Genomic DNA, 18,551 nt, shown 5'->3' on the forward strand with positions numbered 1-18,551 from the left:
GATCTCGGGCAAGGGATGCAGAACCCGGCTGGGGTCACGCCGGTCCGGGATCACGGCGGCGAGCTTGTCGGCGATGTCCAACCGCCGGGCGGCCTGGGCGAGCAGCAGGACGCCGCCATCCGAGGTCAGGCGTCCGCCATCGAAGGCGGCTGTGAGCTTCTTGCCCCGAACGGATGGAAACGCGAACGGGAGACACGTAGGATCGGACATGGCGGGCGTGGCAGGCTCGGTGCGGTCTGAAGGCTTGGCGTCAGCACCCAATCCCTAAGCCACATCAATGCTTTACGCTACGCTCGCCATCCCAGATCCACCGTCCTCGTGAATAAGACGGGCTAGTGAGCGAGGCTACAGCATCGATCGATAAACCGTATGTTTGCGACGAGTCCGCCGTGCTTCTTATCTTGTCAGGATCGCTATGGGTGGGCCCACTGGGAAAGCTGATCCGGCGATATGCAGCCCGACGCTGCGAAGGGAAGCACCAAGCGGATGTCTTTGAGCACGGCATCTGCTTGTTTCCATACTAGTCCAGATAGCTGGTTCATCTTAGCTCTTCCGAGCTGCAATAAACCAGCTATCTTCAAGCAATAAAGAGACTCGATTTATATCAAGATTACGTAGAGGTATGCAAAAATCTCATCCGCAACAAGCGGAATTATACAAGACTAAAACACATGTCCATTTTATATAGTTTTTCAGTTTTAAGATATTCATTTATAAGGCCGTCTGGTATACTTATAACGAAACCCAATTTTAGATTTTTGTTTATAGTGTCTACTGCGTAAGTAGATCTTTCTTTTTGTGAAGAAGCTTTCCACCATTTTACGAAATCATCACAGATTGATCGCGAAAAACAGTGATCTCCAGCTTTTTGTGATAGGATTACGTCATCATACTGACCGGTTAGCGTATTACTTTGGATTAATTCGGGATGTTCACGCCAGTATCGTAAAAAAACCAGCTCGAAAATGTCATCCGATTTATATACGAAAGATGGTCTAGGGACTGGGATCATTGCACCCTCCAACAAAACATCGCTAGATTGTACGTACGATTTACCTGAGCAAATCGTACCCATAGATTTCTGCACTGACCTATCGTCCGCAAGAGCTAGATCGACAGGGTAAGCAAAATTCTGAGGCCTACGTACTCGGCCGCAAACGCTCTTAGGTGGGAAGGGCAGTCACGACACAAACGCCTTCCGAGCTCTCTGGCCTCCGATACCGTCCGCTTATCGGAAGCCAGTAGCGTCAGAGTGGGGCCCCGGCAGGAGGCAGCACACGCCTGTAAGTGGCTCCTGAGTTCTTACGTGGTCGAACGGGGCGTAACGCTTGGATGTAGCTTCTGGAACTCCTGTCGTTCCATCGCTTGCGTAATATCGGTGATCGCGCGCGAGATAGCATCCTCCACAAGTGAGGTCGTCACATTTCCTCTATCCGTCGCAAACACACCCGCTCGCTGTCCGGCAGGTTTTTTGCTGCCATCATCGGCGCTGCATGAGAACAATTTGTTAGCAATCTCAAATATGTAGATCCGGCTTTTTATACCATTGTGGCTCAACTGAAAGTGCAGTGCCGGGATACGCTTGCCGTTTAGGGTGTTGTAAAATTCGTCATGGTCGACGTCCACGTTGACATTTCGTGGTGCCAAATCTTGCTTGGCCTGTTCGATGATCGGTCGCACGACATTGTTCAGAGGTTTCATCGTCTCTGAAAACGCCTTGCTCTGCGCTTCTTGGCTGCGCTCATCAGCATCCCGATAGCCTTGGATTGTCGTCTCAGCAGCAGCTTTCGCCTTGTCGAACATCGCGCCGAAGTCCGCCATTTCAAACTCTCTAATGCCCCGGGAAGGTGAAGGCCTGCCGGCAGGCCCTACAACGCCGCTGCGTCACTCTTTGCTGGGCTTGGCGGGCGGGATCGCCCCGCTGCCGGTGGTCGGCGGGGCAGGGCGCTCACCAGGCGCGGAGGGCTGATGCCCGGCGCCGGGGTTGGAGGGGCTGTAGGTTGGCTGATGGCCGCGATCCAATTGCGGCCGGTGTCCTTCATTGATCGGCCGCCAGCCGTCCTGCGCGTAGCCAGGTCGCCCTTTATTCTCATTTGTCATTGTCAAAGCTCCTTCTTGAATTCTATAAACCGAATTTCTTTCGCAAGCAGCAAAACGCCGTGAACCTCGTCGCGGTAATTCCAAGCACCCGTTTCATCGACGTCCATGACTTCTTCGATGTAGAGATCGCGTTCAGCGGGGTCCGTCGACGCGAAAGAATTGACACCGAAAATGCCCGCGAACTTGGTGCCGTCCGTAAGCGTGACCATAACAAACCGCGCGGTTTCGCAGGTCGCGAACCGCCAATCCCACGAGGTTGGCGTGTTGTGGACGAGGCGCAACCGCAGCTTGGTTGCTATCCACCGCAACCAGTCGCGTTGTATTGCCACACCCAACAGTAAGCCGAAGGCAGACGGCCCCACGATAATCAGCGCCCACCACAAAAGCGTTTTCAGCAGCCCTTTCTCAAGATTTAAAATCAGACCGATGAACGGAATTGAAATTCCGTAATACACAAGCGTGAGCGTGAGATACCCAAGGGCGGCGTCGCTAAATTTCTCCATACGCCCGGCAATGAACTGCGCACGGATGTATGTGATGATGAGACCGGGGATAATAAACGCGGCGACCAGGTAGATGTTATTCAGATCTTTTAGATCAGGCACCAGTTCACTCCTCCCCGGTCACGCATAGCCGCGCTTTTCCTTGTCCCTGCGCTTGGCCTCCACGGCCACTTGCGCCTCGACGGGGGAGGGGTAGTGGTCGCGCCGCACGGTGCTGGCCCGGCTGATCCGCCCCCATTCCCGCATCAGGTCGCAGCCGCCGAACAGGTCGAGTTGGAGGGTAAGACGTAGAGCCGGCGCATGTTCTGCACCTCGTCCGCCCGGCGGAGCTGCACGCAGTTCATGGGCGATGTATCCGGGCGATGGTGGCTTGGCTGACGTTGAAGTTGCGGGCAACGCTGCGCTGGGTTTCGCCGGTATCGAGGCGCTGTAGGGCTTCCCGCTGCTGGAAGTGGGTCAGCTTAGGCTTGCGGCCGAACTTGACGCCCTTGGCCTTGGCGTCGGCCCGGCCCCGTGCCGTGCGATCAAGGATGCGGCGGCGTTCGAGCTTGGCGGATACGCCTAGGACCGCCAGCACCACCTCGGCAAAGTCGCCGCTTGTGTCCACAACCGGCTCGGCCAGGGAGCACAGCCCGGCCCCGGCGGTGTGCATATCGCGGGCGAGGATCAGGAGATCGGTTAGATCACGGGCCAAGCGGTCCGCGGCTGGAATGATAACCAGGTCGCCAGCCGCCAGTGTGGCCATCAGCTTCTTGAGCTGTGGCCGGTCGGCCGTGGTGCTGGTGATCTTGTCGGCGAAAATGCGCTCGCACCCGGCGGCAGCGAGCTGCGCCCGCTGGTTGGCTAGATCTTGGGCTTCGGTGGACACGCGGGCATAGCCGAAAATCATGCCGCATTATGCATCAGATATATGCATCAAGACAGCCTAACTTCACCACCGCGCCCGTTTTGATTCAAAAATTTGGAGTTTTGCATCAAAACGGACAGAGGACGGCATAAAACCGCTTTCAGGTCGCTAGTTTGCTCTATCAAAAACTATATTTTTTCGGCCGGAACGTGCCTTGAGAAACGGCTTTGGCTCTCTCGAAAGGAGACCCATTGTGACCGTTCAATTTTCGCTTCACCTGCTTATTGCGGGCGCTTACTTGCTGCTCGCGTTGACACATTTTCATCCGTAAGAGTGGAGGGCCACACGGCCCTCCACTCATTCCTCAATGACGGCACGGCGCACAGCGCCTCAAGCAGCGGGTGAGTGAGTTCCCGCCTGCGCCTCAAGCCAGCGATGACGCGGCTCGCTACGCGGGGCGCGAGGGCTACCGCCAGCACATTGCCCGACCGGTGCGGGGTGCCGGTGCAATGCAACTGCATCGGGGTCACGCCATCGCTGACCTCGAACGTCAGCCGGGCGCTCACGTCAAAGCTAACGTGTTCGGACACCTTGCGGATGCCTTCTGGTAGCTGCTGCTCGCTCTCAGCCTCGCCAATCTCGGCCTGATCGGGGCGCTTTGGCGAATGCGATAATCGCCGCCTCAATCTTTCAATGTCGAGCGCACTCTCTTAGGTTGCCTTTCGTGGAACAAAACATGCACGAGCGACTTGGCGGTGTTAGACAATAAGCCAAGCCATTGTCCTGTCAGGACGCTAACCAATGGCAAAATGGGGTACCGATCTACGATGACGAAGCTCATCAGCCGCCTTTTTGGGAAAGGCGATGACACCGAAAACTTTCCTGGTCGTCCTTACCGGGTTGTTGGTGGGGCGCTCATCATAGGCGGGATCGCTGTTGTTTCTCCAGGGCCTCGGGATGCCTTACTTGCTTACCTGAATAACACTTGGAAGCTTGGACTTTCCCTGGATGCTCCTTGGTGGATTGGCCTGCTGCTCATTGGCCCCGGCATCTTCCTGTTCGTCTTAGGCTTCATCAGGGATCGGGATGGAACCAGCAAGGGTCAATTTGTGGCGATCCGCCACCAGTCGTTTCAGCCCCTGGCCGCCAATCTGCCCTCTGACACGCTACCAGCACGCATGCGGCGGCGGAGAGTTCAGGTCTACGACTGCGATCAATCTTCATTCATGAACAGTCAACCGGTCGATCCGACCGGCGCCGTCCGCCTGCAGGAGAAACTTGCGCAGCACATTGCCGGCGTCCGCCGCAGCGATCCGGATGCGGCTCTTGGCTACTACGGGATCGTGCACATCCCGTTCCAATTCTTAACCGGCTGCAGCATCTCGACCTTCCCGGAAGTTGCCCTGTTCGAGTTGAACAGAAACGACAACAAATGGCATGAGCTTAAGGCCGGCGATGGAGCAAACCTAAAGCCAAAGCTTACCCAGGTTGCTGATCCAGCGAACCCAACTGCCGCCGTTATGCGGATTGAAATCAGCTACCCAGTACCTACCGCCGAGGTGGCGAAAATCATTCCGGGTCCTTATCGAGAATATACGCTCCGCATCGAAGCGCCGGCTATTGATAAGGTCACGCACTACGGTCAAGTTCACGCCATATGCAAGCTGTTCCGCCAAGCGCTGGATGAGATCCACAACGACCTAGACAGCGGCTTTCCGGTCCACGTCTTCTACTCAGGCCCAGTGAGTTTAGGCTTTAGCCTTGGGCGGCAAATCAGCCGCACCATCCACAATCGTGTCTTCGTCTACAACTACACCTCGCAGAATAACCCAGCCTACGCTTGGGGCGTCGATGTTACGCGCGACACGCCTCCACATGAAATGGTCGTCAAACCAACACTCGTTGTCCCCTGAGGTGTGAAATGTGGATGTTTGATCTCAAGGCGGATTTTCAAGTATTCTACGATACGCATGTTCGTCTGGGCACAACGCGCCGGAACGATCTTGCCGCAAAACGTGACCTCAATCTGAACCGCCTGAACGCTGGACTGAACGATCTGACTGCGGAGACCGGACTACCGCGTCCCTATCCAACGACCTGGTACAACCAGGGCAGCTATGCGATGCACACCCTCAACCAAGATCCATCAGATACTAACGACTTCGATATCGATGTTGGATTGATATTCAACAAGGACGATCTGCCATCTGATCCGCTTAAAGCACGCCAGCGCATTGCAGATGCGCTTGCTAAACGATGCACGAATTTCACCCAGGAGCCGACCGCCAAGAAGAATGCGGTGCGGGTTGCTTATGCCGATGGATACCACATCGATTTTGCGATCTATCGCACCTACACGGATGCCACAGGCACCCTCCATACGGAGCATGCGAGCACATCTTGGAAGCCCCGCGATCCGATGGCGGTCAATACGTGGTTCAACAAATGCGTGACTGAGAAAAGCCCCAAAGCCATGCCTGTCCTCGGGTACTACCCGAAGGTCAAGGACGGGCAGTTCCGACGCATTGTCCGCTTCCTCAAATGGTTCTCCCGTTCACGCGCCTCATGGAGCTTGCCCGGCGGCCTCATCGTGTCGACTCTCGTGGCAGAGGTCTACGTTCCGAACGACACCCGCGATGATCGGGCGCTTTACGATACGATCATCGCTCTCAAGAACCGCCTCGATATTCACACCAAAGTCTACAATCCAGTTTCAGGCAACGAATTTACAGAAAACACTGAGATCCAAAGCCAGGTAAACCGTCTGAAAAAACAGATCAATGCGGCTGCCGCCAAGCTCAGTCCCCTATTTGACCAGGAAAATTGCACGAGAGACAAGGCCAGATCTGCTTGGGATTGGGTTTTCAACCATTCATTTTGGGCAGATAAAGAGAAAGTTATCAAGGCCGCGCTGGATGAGGAGATCACAGCGTCCGCCCTCATGCCATACTTCGTAAAAATTAAATGCGAGCTGGCCGGCAGACAAGGTGGTCGACCTTATCGCACGTATGCGAGCGGCGGCGGGGTCTTACAGAAGAACGTGCATCTCAAATTTACTGTCGAAGGTACAAACGTTCCGCACCCGTTCCTAGTCACTTGGGAAATTCGTAACAGCGGCGACGAAGCTTCGGACGACAATGCGCTGAAACACTCAAGCCCGCCGAGCAATGACTACACGCATTGGACGAGTACGGCTTACAAGGGCAACCATCAGATGATCTGCACAATCACCAAGGGGGGAGCTATCGTCGCGCAAACGGCGCATCTGGTGCGTATCGCGCCCGGCAAGTGGTGGCGTCGCTAGTGGACAGACACCGACGAACGCGCCACGTGCCTGCCTGCTAACAGGCTGCTATTGCTCTAAAAAGTGCGTCACCTTGTGCATGTTTTGTTGGCGTCAGAGCACTAGACTGCCAACAGCTCACCCCTCTGGGTTGTACAGCGTTGTGAAAGGAACTCGGCCTTGAGCTTCCATGCCCGGTCGGTCCCGCTGCATGCGAACCGCACGCGGTCGGGGCCATAGCGGGCGTTGAGCTGGTCTACCAATTCCATCATGCGCACTCGGTGCAGCTGATCCGGCCGGATGAACAAGGAGCTTTGCATCTGATCGGCTGGCGCCAGGTTGGGGAACAGCACGCCGCTTTTCTTGTAGCGGACCTCTGGTCGGTAGATCCCTTTCAAACCCCATGAGGCGGCGCAGGTCAGGCGGTTGGTGTCGGCTGTCGCAATCGTCAGTTTGACGTGCCGGGTGGCGTGGTACGGGCCTGTCGCAAACTCAGGCGGTCCCTCCTATGGCCCAATCCCGAGTTTGCGACAGGCCGGGATCGCCGGATTTGACTGGCCTGGTGTTCAGCCCTTTGCGGTCATGCTGTTGGCGCGGGCACGTGGGAAGTAGCTGTAGAAGGTGTCCCGGTTGACGCCGAGGCGCTTGGCGATAACGGCGACGCTGATTGTGCCCGCTGCCAGCATGGCGCGGGCGGCCTCGAGGTCGGCCTCTGTGAGCTTCTTCGGCCGCCCGCCCTTGCGCCCGCGGGCTAAGGCCGCCTTCAGGCCCTCCATGGTTCGCTCGCGGTTCAGGTCGAGGAAGTACTCGGCCATGGCCCCGTGCATCTGCAGGGCAAAGCGGCCATGGGCGGTGGCGCTGTCGAATTGCTCAGTGAGCGAGCGGAAGTGGATCTCCTTCACCCGCAGCCCGTCGATGGTGCGCATCATCTCGACCAGTGAGCGGCCGAGGCGATCGAGCTTCCAGACCACGAGCACGTCCTCGGGACGCAGGTAGGCGAGGGCGGCCTCGAACTCAAGCCGCCGGGTTCCAGCCTTGCCGGACTTCTTCTCCTCGAACAGGCGCTCGCACCCGGCCTTAATCAGCGCGTCGCGCTGGAGGTCGAGGTTCTGATCGAGGGTAGAAACGCGGGCATATCCGACGAGCATGTCGGGATCGTGCCAGAATAGCCTTTACCCGGCAATAGAAAAGCCGACACGTTTTTCCGACAGAAACTACGCTTTTGTGGGCAACTCGCGACGTCCTGCCGCTCAGTGTCGGGAAAACGGTCGGATATCCGACAGTTTTAGGAGGACGTCCGCTCTCAGCCGATCCCGAGCCCGCGGATGAGGCCGATGCTGACCGCGATGAGGACGGCCAGCGAGGCGGTCACCGCCAGGGTCACCCGGCCGCCGACCCGGGCGAGCACGCGCACGTCGACGCCGAGCCCGAGGGCGGCCATGGACAGCACCGTCAGCACACCTGCAAGCTGCGTCAGCGGCTTGACTGCCACGTCCGGGATCAAGCCCAGGGACCGGAACGTCGCCAGGATCAGGAAGCCGAGGATGAACCACGGCACCAGCTTGGTCAGACCGGGGCGGCCCTTCGAAACCGCGCCTTCCATCCCCGGCTCGCGGGGCAGACGCGGGGCAATCAGCGAGAACGCCACCACGACGGGGCCGAGCATCAGCACGCGCACGAGCTTGACCAGGGTGCCCACCTGCGTCGACAGCAGGCTGACCGGCACGGTGGCGGCCAGCACCTGCGGCACCGCGTAGACAGTGAGCCCGGCCAGCACCCCGTACTGGTTGTCGCTCATGCCGGCGAGCGGAACGAACAGTGGCAACCCGAGCACCATCAGCACGCCGAGCACCGCGGTGAACGCAATGGCGGCGGCGATGTCCTTGGGCTGGGCCCCGATCACCGGCGCAACCGCGGCGATGGCCGAGTTGCCGCAGATGGCGTTGCCGCAGGCCACCAGGATCGCCATCCGTGCCGGCAGGCCGAGCGCCCGGCAAATCGCCACGCTGGCGGCGATACCGATCACGACGGTGCCGACGATGCCGGCGAGTAGCGCCGGGCCGGAGGCGAGGATCGCCCCGAGGCTGAGGGAGGCGCCGAGCAGGACAACCGCGACCTCGAGGAGTTGCTTGGCCGAGAAGGCGATGCCGGTCCGGAACCGCGGGTGCGGCGTCCAGGCGGTGCGCACCGCGATGCCGATCAGGATCGCCAGAACCAGGGCCTCGACGTAGGGGTGGCCGGCGACGCGCTCCTCGACCGCCTGTGCGGCCACCGCCACGGCGGTGATCACCGCGCACAGGCCGATGCCCGGCAGCATGGAGGTCGCGCGCTCGGATTGGGTGCCGGTGCCAGGCGACACCGCCGCCGTGGAGCCCATCTTTGTCGAGACTGGTTCGGGGGAGGCCTCAGGGCTCACGACAGCCTCTCCGGAGGTACTGAGAGCGGAACGGGGAGAAAACGTTTGCTGCACGGGCGCAAGAGAGAAGGAGCCTCTCCGGGCGCGAAAAACTTCGGAAGACGCGTCCATTGCTGACGCGCGTCCCAAGCGCGACACTGACGATCATGCGCACCATTCCTGACAAGCGGTCGACCATGAAGACGTTCGATCCTTTCGGCGAGCCTGTGGCTGACGGCGTGGCGCGCGCCTACTCGTCCACCTCCTCGACCGGCGATCGCATAGCCCGCCGGACTGGCGGCGCGGTGTTCTGGACGCTGGCGCTGGCGATCTTGGCAGGACGCATCTACGCCTTCGACATGCCGGCTGTGCAGAGCGTCGCCACCTACGCCACCCAGGTTGTCGCCCTTCGCTGAGCCTCGCGCAGCGCGGCCCTCAATAGGTATCGGATAGGTAGGTCGCGATCGCGCGGCCGTCGGCCTCGTCGATCGGAGCGTGGTAGATCTTGATCATCTTGCTCACCTCCGCCTCCCAAAAGGCCTTACCTTTCCCCGGCGGCTGAGTGGCGATGTAGTCGACCGAGTGGCAGGTCTGGCAATTGCCCTGAGCCGCCTCGAAGCCGGCCTGATGAGCCGTGTCCTTGGGGGCCCGGAACTGCGCCGTGGGCTCGGGGACATCGTAGCGCACCGGAGCGGCGAGCACCGCTCCGGTCAAGCCCGCGGCGATCAGAGCCGGGAGCACGAGGCCCGCGAGCGCCGGGATGGTGAGAACCGCGCGAAGAACCTTCCTCATCCTCACCTCCCTCACGCCGCCCGCACCCGGGTGGTCTCGACCACGTTGCGCATGTAGCCGGCCTGGTTCCAGCGCGGCTCCATCGGCTGCGCGCCGCCGTCATTGCTGGTCGCTCGCACTCGGATCGCATGCGCCCCCGCGGGCAGGTCGACGTCGAGCGTCCAAGTTCGAAAGGCGTAGGGTCCGAGATCCTGCCCCAGCTTGCCCTGTGCCCAGGACTTGTCGTCGACGGATACCTCCACCGCCTTGATCCCGGAGCCGCCGTCAAAGGCGATGCCGCGCAGTGGCACCGGTCCCGCTTTCACCTGCATCTCGTCGGTCAGGTTCGTCAGGAACGAGCGTACGTTCAAGCGCCCGATCGGCACTGTGGCGGCGGCTGGCTTGCCCGGCTCGGTACAGGCGCAAGCATTGTCTGGGATGCGGTAGGCCGTCTTCATCCAGAAGCCCTCGAACGGCTTGTCGAGCACGGTGATCGCGTTGAGGTGCTTAACCCAGTAGGTGCCGTAATAGCCCGGCACTACGAGGCGCAGTGGATAGCCATTGAGCCAGGGCAGGTCCTCGCCGTTCATGGCCCAGGCCAGCATCACCTGTCCGTCGCGGGCGTGTTCGAGCTTCAGCGACTTGGCGAAGTCGGGCGTCTCCGGGATAACGGGCCCGTCCAGCCCTTCGAAGGCGACCTCGGCCGCCCCCGCCTTGACGCCAACCCTGTCGAGCACCGCTTTCAGCGGCACGCCGGTCCAGCGGGCACAGCCCATGGCGCCGTTGGCGAGCTGGCCGCCGGCCATACGTGGCTCGAAGAAGCCCCGGGAATTGCCCGAGCACTGATTGACCGCCACGATCTCTGTTGGGCCAAACAGACCTTTGAGGTCGGTGAGGGACAGAGACACGGGTCTGTCGACATGACCCTTCACGTCGAGCCGGAAGGCGTCCGGGTCGATTTGGGTCGGGATGTCGGCGAGGTGGTAGCGCACGAAGAAGGCGTCGTTGGGTGTGATCGCGCTCTCGTCAAAGACGGAGAACGGCGTCTCCAGCTGCGGCGGCCGCGCTGTCATCTGCAGGAGCGGACGCTTGCCCGGGTAGGCCACCAGCGGGCGCTCGCCGTTGCCGAACGGAAGGTCTACTTCGCGCGCCAGCGCTCGGCGGCTGGCAAGGGCTAGGGCGCCCGCGCCGAACAGCATATCACGTCTCAGCATGTTCTCGTTCCTCGCATCTCTCTTCGCATGCCGTTCAAGCGTGCAGCCCGAGGCCGAGGAGCCGGTCGGCGTTGCGCCAGAGGGCGGCTTCCAGGGACTCGTCGTTGAGGCCGAGCGAGCGGAAGTCCTCGACGCCCTGGCCCATCGGCCGGAACGGGAACGATGAGCCGAACAGGAACTGGTCCTTCATGAAGCCGTTCGCCGCCTCCACGTAGAGGCCGCCGCCCGGCGCGAACGTGTACATGTCAGGCGAGACGAACACGTTCTCGTTGCGGAAGGCCACTGTCACCATGTCGGCGACATTCGGGTAGAACCCGTGGCAGCACACAAGCGGCAGCTTCGGGAAGGTCTTGGCGACCCGGTCCACCGCGAGCGGGTCGTTGAGGCGCAGGTCTGGCGTCGTCGGGCCCGACATCACGAAGGCCGGGACCTTAAGATCCTGGCAGAGTTCGTAGAGCGGCATCAGGCGCTCGTCGTCGGCGCGCATAGCGTCGCCGTAGAAGCCGGCATCGAGGTTGATCCCCTTGAAGCCCAGTTCGGTCACGGCGCGCTTGGCCTCCGCCAGAGCGGCGTCGCGGCCGAGTTCAACAGGATCGACCGAGGCGATGCCGACGAGCCGCTTCGGATCGTGGCGGACGACCGCGGCAAGAGCGTCGTTTGGGACCCGCACCCCCGGGACCGAGCGGGCGACCATCACGGCGACGTCGATCCCGGCGCCGTCCATCTCGGCGGAAAAGCCTTCGACATCCATGCCGCGGGTGAAATGGTCGATCTCCGTCGTACCGACGCGTTCATTCAGCCAGCGCACGACACCGAATTCCGGCGTGTCGGGCTCAGCGCCGAAAAACTTGTGCAGGAAAGTTGGACGGCTGCGCATGTCTGCGATGGGCATGACTTTCGGCTCCGTATGCGGGACAGGGACGGTGCACGGAACCGCGCACCGGATTGAGAACGTCAGTGCGAGACGGCTTCGAGTACCTTGCCGCGGGTCTCGACGCCCAGGGTGAGGACGAGGACGGCAGCGATCAAAAAACCACCCGCACCGACCTGGAAGGCGGTGGCCGGCCCGTAGTTCTGAACCAGCACCGGTACGATCATCGGCCCCAGGATTGCGCCGATCCGCCCGAAGGCCGAAGCAAAGCCCGCCCCCGTCGCACGGGCCCGGGTTGGGTACAGCTCCGGGGTGTAGGCGTAGAGACAGCTCCACATGCCGAACATGAAGAACTGCATCACGAACCCGGAGACGAACAGCCACGTCTGATCGACGGCGTTGCCGTAGAAGTAAGCTGCGACCGCGGCGCAGACGAGAAAGATAGCGGTTGTGGGCTTACGGCCGACCTTCTCCAGCATCAGTGCGGCGGTGAAGAAGCCCGGGATGCCGCCGATAGTGATCAGGGTCACGAAGCCGACCGAGCCGACGATCGAGAAGCCGCGCTCCTTGAGCAGAACCGCGATCCAGGAATTGAGCCCGAAGAAGCCGATCAGCGCGAAGAACCACATTCCGAAAGCCATCAGCGTACGCATCCGGTAGGCGGGCGAGAACAAGGTCGCGATGGGGTTCTGATGCGGCACTGGCGCCGAGACGGCGGCTACAACAGAGGGGGCGACCGGCGGCAGCGGGCGACCAGTGGCCCGCTCGACCTCCCGCTCCATCATCGACATCACGGCATCCGCCTCGGCATGGCGGCCATTGTCGGCAAGCCAGCGCGGTGACTCCGGCATGGAGCGGCGCACCACGAGCACCACCATCGAGAGCAGGCCCACGATGGCAAACGCCCAGCGCCAGCCGAGATAGGGCAGTACAAAAAAGCTGATCGCACCCGAGAGCACGTAGCCGATCGCCCAAAAGCCCTCCATGAACGCGATGTACTTGCCGCGTACATTGGCGGGCACAATCTCGGAGACCATCGCCTGGGCCACCGGCGCCTCGCCGCCGACGCCGACGCCGATCAGGAAGCGACAGACCATCAAGGCCGTGAGGCTCCAAGCAGCGGCAGCGGCGAGGCTGGCGAAGCCCCACACCAGCATCGTGGCCTGGAACACTGTCTTGCGCCCGAAGCGGTCGGAGGCGGTTCCGGCGATCACATTGCCAATGAGCTGGCCCGCGAAGGTCATCGCGGCGAGTTGGCCGGCCTCGGTTGGGGTAAGGCCAAAGGCTACGACGATCGAGCCGAGCAGAAACGTCAGGAGCGCCACGTCGACCTGGTCGACGAGCCAGGCGGAGGCGATAATCGCGAAGATCTTACGCTGGTAGCGTGACATCGGCAGCCGCTCCAAGCGTCCGGCGATGTTTGTGGTGGCCGCGGCCGCAGCCCTATCAGAAGCGCTGAGTTCAACCCCCATCCCAATGGGGGCGTCTGTTGCGAGTTGCATGGCGTATCTCCCAGGCGTTTCCTGATCCGTGCCCAGGACGTGCGCCGCGAGCGCCCTCCGAGCCATTTTGAGCCTGAAGACTGTCTCTCATCCAATCGGAGCAACTGGATGGAGTGCGGCATCATTTTTCTACTCGAGGCTCACCGTACGTAGCAGCTCTTCTCTTTTTCACCCGATTCGCGCAAATATAATTCTATTTTGGCCCTATAGACAGAGGTTATGGCACTCAATCTCCATCTCCTACGGCTGTTTGCGACTGTGGCTCAGAGCGGGAGTTTCTCCCGTGCAGCCGAGGAGCTGCACATCAGTCAGCCCGCAATTTCGAAGGGCGTGCGCGACTTCGAACTGCAGGTCGGATGTCGGTTGCTCGACCGGGGCACCCGGGGCGTACGCACGACCCGCGAAGGCGAGGCTCTCCTCAGGCATGCCAAAACCCTCTTCGCAATAGAACGAGCGGCGGAAGAAGAGTTAAACGTTCTGAGAGGACTGGGCTGCGGCGTATTACGGATAGGTGCAAGTACAACAATCGCGGTGTACATGATACCGTATTACCTAGGAGTATTTCATCGAAAATATCCAGGCATAAAATTGAGTATCACCAGCACCAATACCAGAGATATAACCAAACTATTGGTTTCGCACGAAATAGATATTGCCTTAGTCGAAGGACCCGTCGAGGAACCGTGTGTTCTCAGCGAAGCTTGGCGCAAAGATGAAATGGTGCTTATTGCTTCACCAGAGCATGTCCTTGCAAATGCAGCAAAGCCAATCGACCCGGCTCTCGTAGCACAAGAAACGTTTATTGCGAGAGAGTTAGGATCCGGGTCACGTGAGGTGGTCGCCGCTGCCCTGGATACAATGCAGATCTGCCCGGTTCGCCAGCTTGAAGTCGGCAGCACGGAAGCGATCAAGCAACTCGTTGCGAGCGGTCTCGGTGTGGCGATTGTCTCGGTCGCTACAATCCGCGATCAAATGGCTAACGGTACACTGGTAATTATTCCGGTCCAGAACCTGCACGTTGAGCGGACTCTATGGCAGTTGAGTGTACATGGGCGCTTAGCTAATCCGGCGACAATTGCATTTAACAAACTCATACGTCTCTAACTTCACGTTTCGCCGCCAGCGCCGGTTATCAGAGCTGATTGGTCGTGTGATGCCCCGGCGGCAGGCCATATAGCCCCGCGCTATACGAACAACCCCACCGGTCGGGAAAACGATCGAATAAACGACGCGCCGCCTTATATGACTATAGCCCTATTTGTATACGATGAGACCGGTGATTTTTTGGATCAAGAATTGAAGCCTGCCGAGATGCGGACATGGTTCCGGCGCACGGTCTGGCTTGAGCATATCTGCCGGAATGCGGCCCTGTCGTGTGCTCGGCGAGGATCTCTCGCGAGCGGAACTTGTTCGTGCTTTGCCCGGCATTGGCTGGCAGGCGGTATTCACGGAGCGAAGGGGCTGGCGTCTTGATTTCCGGGAGCACGCGCTTGTAGATCTCAGGCCGATTAACGATGCCCTCTACCAATCCCGCCCATCACCTCGCGCGCCTTACAGATGCTGCCGCGACACTCAGCACGCCTGCGGAGGTCGCGGCGTGGAGTTCCGCGGTATCGGCCGAGATTGAACGCCTCCAAGCCAAGGGGATGCGGCTTCGCGAAGCTGCGCTCCGTTCGTCGAACCAACGCAGGATCGCCAAGGCCGATGGCTTCTGCGCTGCCGTGGAACCCGAGTTGAACCGTGCCGCTGTCGCCGTGCGCGCGGTCAATACAATGTTCTTCATCGACCCGCCGAGCACGGCGAGACATTAGTCACAGGGTCTCATACAGAGCGCATCCCGGCGAAGCGACCTTATGCTCGACAGCAACGCCGCGGCGGTTTTTCAGCTAAGACTTGGCAGTTCAGCAATGGTGCCCCACTTCAGAGCGCCCAGCACGGCGACTTTCACGGGCGACATCCACGAGGAAGCGCCCCCAGTCGACCGATCGTTTTTACAGAACGGAAGCATCGATAGGTTCCGTTGGATCGAACCTTCAAGCTCGACGATGGTGGAGAACGCCAGAGTGGAGCCCCCCCTTGATCCAAGCCGCGTTTTTGTCCCCGGTCACCGAACAGGATCATCCGCATTGCCGCGGCAGTGCTACGGCGGCACAGGAGAAGACGAACGCGTGTCCGCAGGGTGGTGAGTGGTCCCCCGACCGAGACAGGGACACCCCGACACCCGGCCTGGAGCCGCGGCTGTTCCCGTACGTCTGGCGCCACTCGAAGCGCGACCAACTTGCCATCTGCATGGTCGTCCTGGCCTCGGTGCCATTCTACTTCGCTTCCCTCGACCTGCCCAAGCGCATCGTCAACGACGCGATCATCGGCAAGGCGTTCGCCCACGGCGAGGCGACCGCGCCGTTCCTGGATTTCGAGATCGCGTGGCCTGCCTCCCTCGGTGGCGGTCGGACCGAGCTTTTCAATGGCTTCCACGCCGATCGCCAGGGACTGTTGCTCTGGCTGTCCGGGCTGTTCCTCATCCTCGTCCTGATCAACGGTGCTTTCAAGTTCCGGATCAACCTGCAGAAGGGGGTTTTGGGTGAGCGCATGCTGCGACGCCTACGCTTCCAGCTGTTCTCCCTGATGTTGCGCTTTACCCCTGAAACCCAGCGCGAGGTGAAATCCTCCGAAACCGCGACCATCATCCGCGACGAGGTCGAGCCGATCGGCTCCTTCATCGGCGACGCGATCGTGGTGCCCGCCCAACTCGGCACGCACGCCGCGACTGCGCTGGCCTTCATTCTGATGCAGAACGTGTGGCTCGGACTGGCCGCCGGCGCGATAGCCGGCGTGCAGATAGCCGTCATTCCTCGGCTCAGGCACGCGATCTTACGCCTCAGTCGTCAGCGTCAGATCGACTCCCCCAACCTCGCCGGCCGTGTCGCGGAGGTGCTGGACGGACTCGATGCCGTGACGGTCAATAACAGCGTCCGCTGGGAGAGAGCTGAGATCAGCGGCCAGCTCCATGGGCTCTATGACCTGCGCCTACAGATCTATCGGCGCAAGTTCGCGATCAAGTACTTCAACAACCTGCTCGCGCAGGTGACACCGTTCCTATTCTATGCTGTCGGCGGCCTGCTCGCCCTGAAGGGCGAGCTCAGCATCGGCCAGCTGGTCGCGGTTTTGGCAGCCTACCGCGACTTGCCTCCACCGCTGAAGGGACTGATCGACTGGGACCAGCAGCGCCTGGACGTCGAGGTGAAGTACGAGGCGATCGCCGCACATTTTGGTGCACAGCGCCTGCGGCTGGCCGATGCGACTCGATCAGATCTGCCGCAGGACCAAATCCGCGCCGTGACGTCGGATGGACTCGTCCTGCGTGACCCGCAGGAGGGCCGGTCGGTGACGATCGCGGACCTGCACATCGCCCTGCCGGCGCAGGTCGGGCTTCACTCGCCCGGGACTAGCCTCGCGCACCAGTTCGCGCGCGCACTTGCCGGGTTGCAATCACCGGCGGCCGGGGCGCTCTCCATCGGCACCCTCAACCTTGTAACGGCCGGGCGTGCCGCACGAGCGCGGCGCATCGGCTACGCCGGTCGTGATCCAGTCCTGTTCCCCGGTACCATCCGTGACAACCTCGTCTATGGACTGCGCACGGCGCCACAGTCGCACCCTAAGGATGCTCAGCACCTGTCTGAGGCACACCGGACGGGCAACTCCCCAGACCCGGTGGACACACAGTGGGTCGACCTCGCCGCGCTCGGTGCGTCTGACGCCCGCGAGCTCGACCTGCGGATGCTGGATCTGCTTTCCCGACTCGGCATGGATGAGGATCTCTACCGGTTCGGTTTGACCGCGACCTCGCGCTGCGACGGCACGCCTTTGGGCGAACGCATGATCGCGGCGCGCCGGCACCTGCACCGCCGGCTCGTCGCCAGCGGCAAGGCTGATCTCGTCCTGCCGTTCGAGTCGGAGGAATACAATCCGCGTGCGACAATCGCGGAGAACCTGCTGTTTGGCGTGCCGACAGATCCAGCCCTCGTTGGCCGACGCCTCTCGTCGGAGCCGCGCTTCCGCGCTGTGCTGGCGGAACACAGCCTGCTCAATGACCTCGAATGTCTTGGTGTGGCGGTCGCCCGCACGCTCGTCGAGATCTCCCGCGGCCTTCCACCTGGACATGCCCTGTTTCGTTGCTTCCCAGTGATTGAGCAGGAGGCTCTACCCGAGGTCGAGCGGCGGCTCGCCGCGCTTGGAGATCGCGCGCTTCCGGACAGGACCGGCGACGACATCTTCCTCGCCCTGGCGCTGTCCTACGTCGAGCCGTCCCAGCGGCTCGGGCTGCTCGATCCGGCATTGTGCCGGCGGCTCGTCGGTGCGCGCGAACCGCTCCAGACGCAGCTGCGTTCGGAAGGCAAGCCTGATATCGAGCCGTTCGATCCGGATCGCATCAATATGCGCAGTTCGATGCTGGACAATCTCCTGTTCGGACGCATCGACACAACGCGGATGAACGCCGAGGCCGATATTCAGGAGCACGTCCGAGCCGCCGTGCGGCACTTCGGGCTTGAAGGCGACGTGCGGATCCGCGGGCTCGACTATGGCGTCGGAAACCGTGGCCGGCTCCTCACGGTGCGGCAGCAAGCGTCGATCGAGCTTGCCCGTGCCGTCCTGCGTCAGCCGGATCTCCTCGTTCTGGACGGCACGCTGCGGCACCTTGAGGACTGTGCAAGCGTGATCGAGGCGCTCACGTCGGGCCCGCTCGCGCCTGAAAGTCTTCTGGTCGTGACGGACACCGCCGAGGAAGCGGCTCTATTGCCGGTCCGCGTCACGGTGGAACGATCCGGTGCTGTGCACGTCGTGCAAGCCTCTCCTCCCGTGGTACTGGCCTGACGCGTGTGGCTGAAAGAGCGGGCCTTCGCGTCGCTTGGCGCGGCCAGGACAAGCAGGGTGGGCCATCGTGCGATGTCATCGGCGATGCCAGCCGAACTGCCGGGGCGGAGCGATATTGCAGCTGCCCCGCCCTTGTCCAGACTTTGCCACCGGTATCCAGGCGGAGAGACGGCGAACCTTAGTACTACTGTGT

General features: G+C 61.0%; 17 protein-coding genes and 1 pseudogene. 6 read left to right on the plus strand and 12 right to left on the minus strand.

All coding sequences use genetic code 11. The features are described from left to right. The 4 genes from BM396_RS27755 to BM396_RS27770 form a co-directional block, all read right to left on the minus strand. A partial coding sequence (locus BM396_RS27755; RefSeq protein WP_210187137.1) for a transposase occupies positions 1-210 on the minus strand: 210 nt, incomplete at its 3' end. 1,092 nt (positions 211-1,302) lie between these two features. Continuing rightward, positions 1,303-1,821, minus strand: coding sequence for a hypothetical protein (locus BM396_RS32360; protein WP_139239556.1), 519 nt, complete (start codon positions 1,819-1,821; stop codon positions 1,303-1,305). Positions 1,822-2,102: 281 nt separating this feature from the next. Further along, positions 2,103-2,705, minus strand: a complete 603-nt coding sequence (locus tag BM396_RS27760; protein ID WP_091995096.1) for a DUF6338 family protein — start codon at positions 2,703-2,705, stop codon at positions 2,103-2,105. A 238-nt stretch (positions 2,706-2,943) separates the two neighbouring features. After that, a complete protein-coding gene (locus BM396_RS27770) occupies positions 2,944-3,492 on the minus strand; it encodes a recombinase family protein (RefSeq protein ID WP_091995102.1) in 549 nt (182 codons plus the stop codon). A gap of 785 nt (positions 3,493-4,277) precedes the next feature. On the opposite strand from BM396_RS27770, the gene BM396_RS27780 reads away from it, so the two are divergent. Together BM396_RS27780 and BM396_RS33010 are read left to right on the plus strand one after the other, a co-directional pair. Continuing rightward, on the plus strand, positions 4,278-5,363 hold the full coding sequence (locus BM396_RS27780; protein ID WP_091995105.1) for an SAVED domain-containing protein: 1,086 nt from the start codon (positions 4,278-4,280) through the stop codon (positions 5,361-5,363). Between the two features lie 14 nt (positions 5,364-5,377). After that, on the plus strand, positions 5,378-6,754 hold the full coding sequence (locus BM396_RS33010) for a nucleotide-binding domain-containing protein (RefSeq protein ID WP_230368345.1): 1,377 nt from the start codon (positions 5,378-5,380) through the stop codon (positions 6,752-6,754). A gap of 101 nt (positions 6,755-6,855) precedes the next feature. Here BM396_RS33010 and BM396_RS27790 read toward each other — a convergent pair whose 3' ends face one another. From BM396_RS27790 to BM396_RS27800, 4 genes and pseudogenes are all read right to left on the minus strand, one after another. Continuing rightward, positions 6,856-7,053, minus strand: coding sequence for a DUF4113 domain-containing protein (locus BM396_RS27790; protein WP_348273030.1), 198 nt, complete (start codon positions 7,051-7,053; stop codon positions 6,856-6,858). Continuing rightward, a pseudogene (locus tag BM396_RS33820) lies at positions 7,051-7,194 on the minus strand (DNA polymerase V subunit UmuC); the annotation flags it as partial. The pseudogene BM396_RS33820 and the gene BM396_RS27790, both read right to left, overlap by 3 nt. Before the next feature lie 105 nt (positions 7,195-7,299). Then, on the minus strand, positions 7,300-7,881 hold the full coding sequence (locus BM396_RS27795; RefSeq protein WP_091995112.1) for a recombinase family protein: 582 nt from the start codon (positions 7,879-7,881) through the stop codon (positions 7,300-7,302). Between the two features lie 155 nt (positions 7,882-8,036). Then, a complete protein-coding gene (locus BM396_RS27800) occupies positions 8,037-9,110 on the minus strand; it encodes a YeiH family protein (RefSeq protein WP_091995115.1) in 1,074 nt (357 codons plus the stop codon). A gap of 185 nt (positions 9,111-9,295) precedes the next feature. On the opposite strand from BM396_RS27800, the gene BM396_RS27805 reads away from it, so the two are divergent. After that, on the plus strand, positions 9,296-9,544 hold the full coding sequence (locus BM396_RS27805; protein ID WP_091995117.1) for a hypothetical protein: 249 nt from the start codon (positions 9,296-9,298) through the stop codon (positions 9,542-9,544). A gap of 19 nt (positions 9,545-9,563) precedes the next feature. On the opposite strand, the gene BM396_RS27810 is transcribed toward BM396_RS27805, so the two are convergent. The 4 genes from BM396_RS27810 to BM396_RS27825 all read right to left on the minus strand — a co-directional run bounded on the left by BM396_RS27810 (position 9,564) and on the right by BM396_RS27825 (position 13,375). Continuing rightward, positions 9,564-9,920: a SorB family sulfite dehydrogenase c-type cytochrome subunit gene (locus tag BM396_RS27810; RefSeq protein WP_230368343.1), complete on the minus strand. Its 357-nt coding sequence runs from the start codon at positions 9,918-9,920 to the stop codon at positions 9,564-9,566. Positions 9,921-9,931: 11 nt separating this feature from the next. Next, positions 9,932-11,113 (minus strand): SorA family sulfite dehydrogenase catalytic subunit, encoded by a 1,182-nt coding sequence (locus tag BM396_RS27815; RefSeq protein WP_091995121.1) that lies wholly within the window; start codon positions 11,111-11,113, stop codon positions 9,932-9,934. A 34-nt stretch (positions 11,114-11,147) separates the two neighbouring features. Beyond that, positions 11,148-12,005: an amidohydrolase family protein gene (locus tag BM396_RS27820; RefSeq protein WP_091995124.1), complete on the minus strand. Its 858-nt coding sequence runs from the start codon at positions 12,003-12,005 to the stop codon at positions 11,148-11,150. 62 nt (positions 12,006-12,067) lie between these two features. Continuing rightward, entirely contained in the window at positions 12,068-13,375 is a 1,308-nt protein-coding gene (locus BM396_RS27825; protein ID WP_230368340.1) for an MFS transporter, read from the minus strand. A gap of 330 nt (positions 13,376-13,705) precedes the next feature. On the opposite strand from BM396_RS27825, the gene BM396_RS27830 reads away from it, so the two are divergent. The 3 genes from BM396_RS27830 (at position 13,706) to BM396_RS27835 (ending at position 18,358) form a co-directional block, all read left to right on the plus strand. Beyond that, complete coding sequence (locus BM396_RS27830; protein WP_091995128.1) at positions 13,706-14,590, plus strand: LysR family transcriptional regulator; 885 nt, start codon at positions 13,706-13,708, stop codon at positions 14,588-14,590. Positions 14,591-15,000: 410 nt separating this feature from the next. Then, complete coding sequence (locus BM396_RS32365; protein WP_139239557.1) at positions 15,001-15,297, plus strand: hypothetical protein; 297 nt, start codon at positions 15,001-15,003, stop codon at positions 15,295-15,297. Positions 15,298-15,562: 265 nt separating this feature from the next. Next, positions 15,563-18,358 (plus strand): ABC transporter ATP-binding protein/permease, encoded by a 2,796-nt coding sequence (locus BM396_RS27835; protein WP_244538981.1) that lies wholly within the window; start codon positions 15,563-15,565, stop codon positions 18,356-18,358. Positions 18,359-18,551: the final 193 nt, after the last annotated feature.

The sequence above is a fragment of the Methylobacterium sp. UNCCL125 genome, from assembly GCF_900116795.1.
Lineage (GTDB): Bacteria > Pseudomonadota > Alphaproteobacteria > Rhizobiales > Beijerinckiaceae > Methylobacterium > Methylobacterium fujisawaense.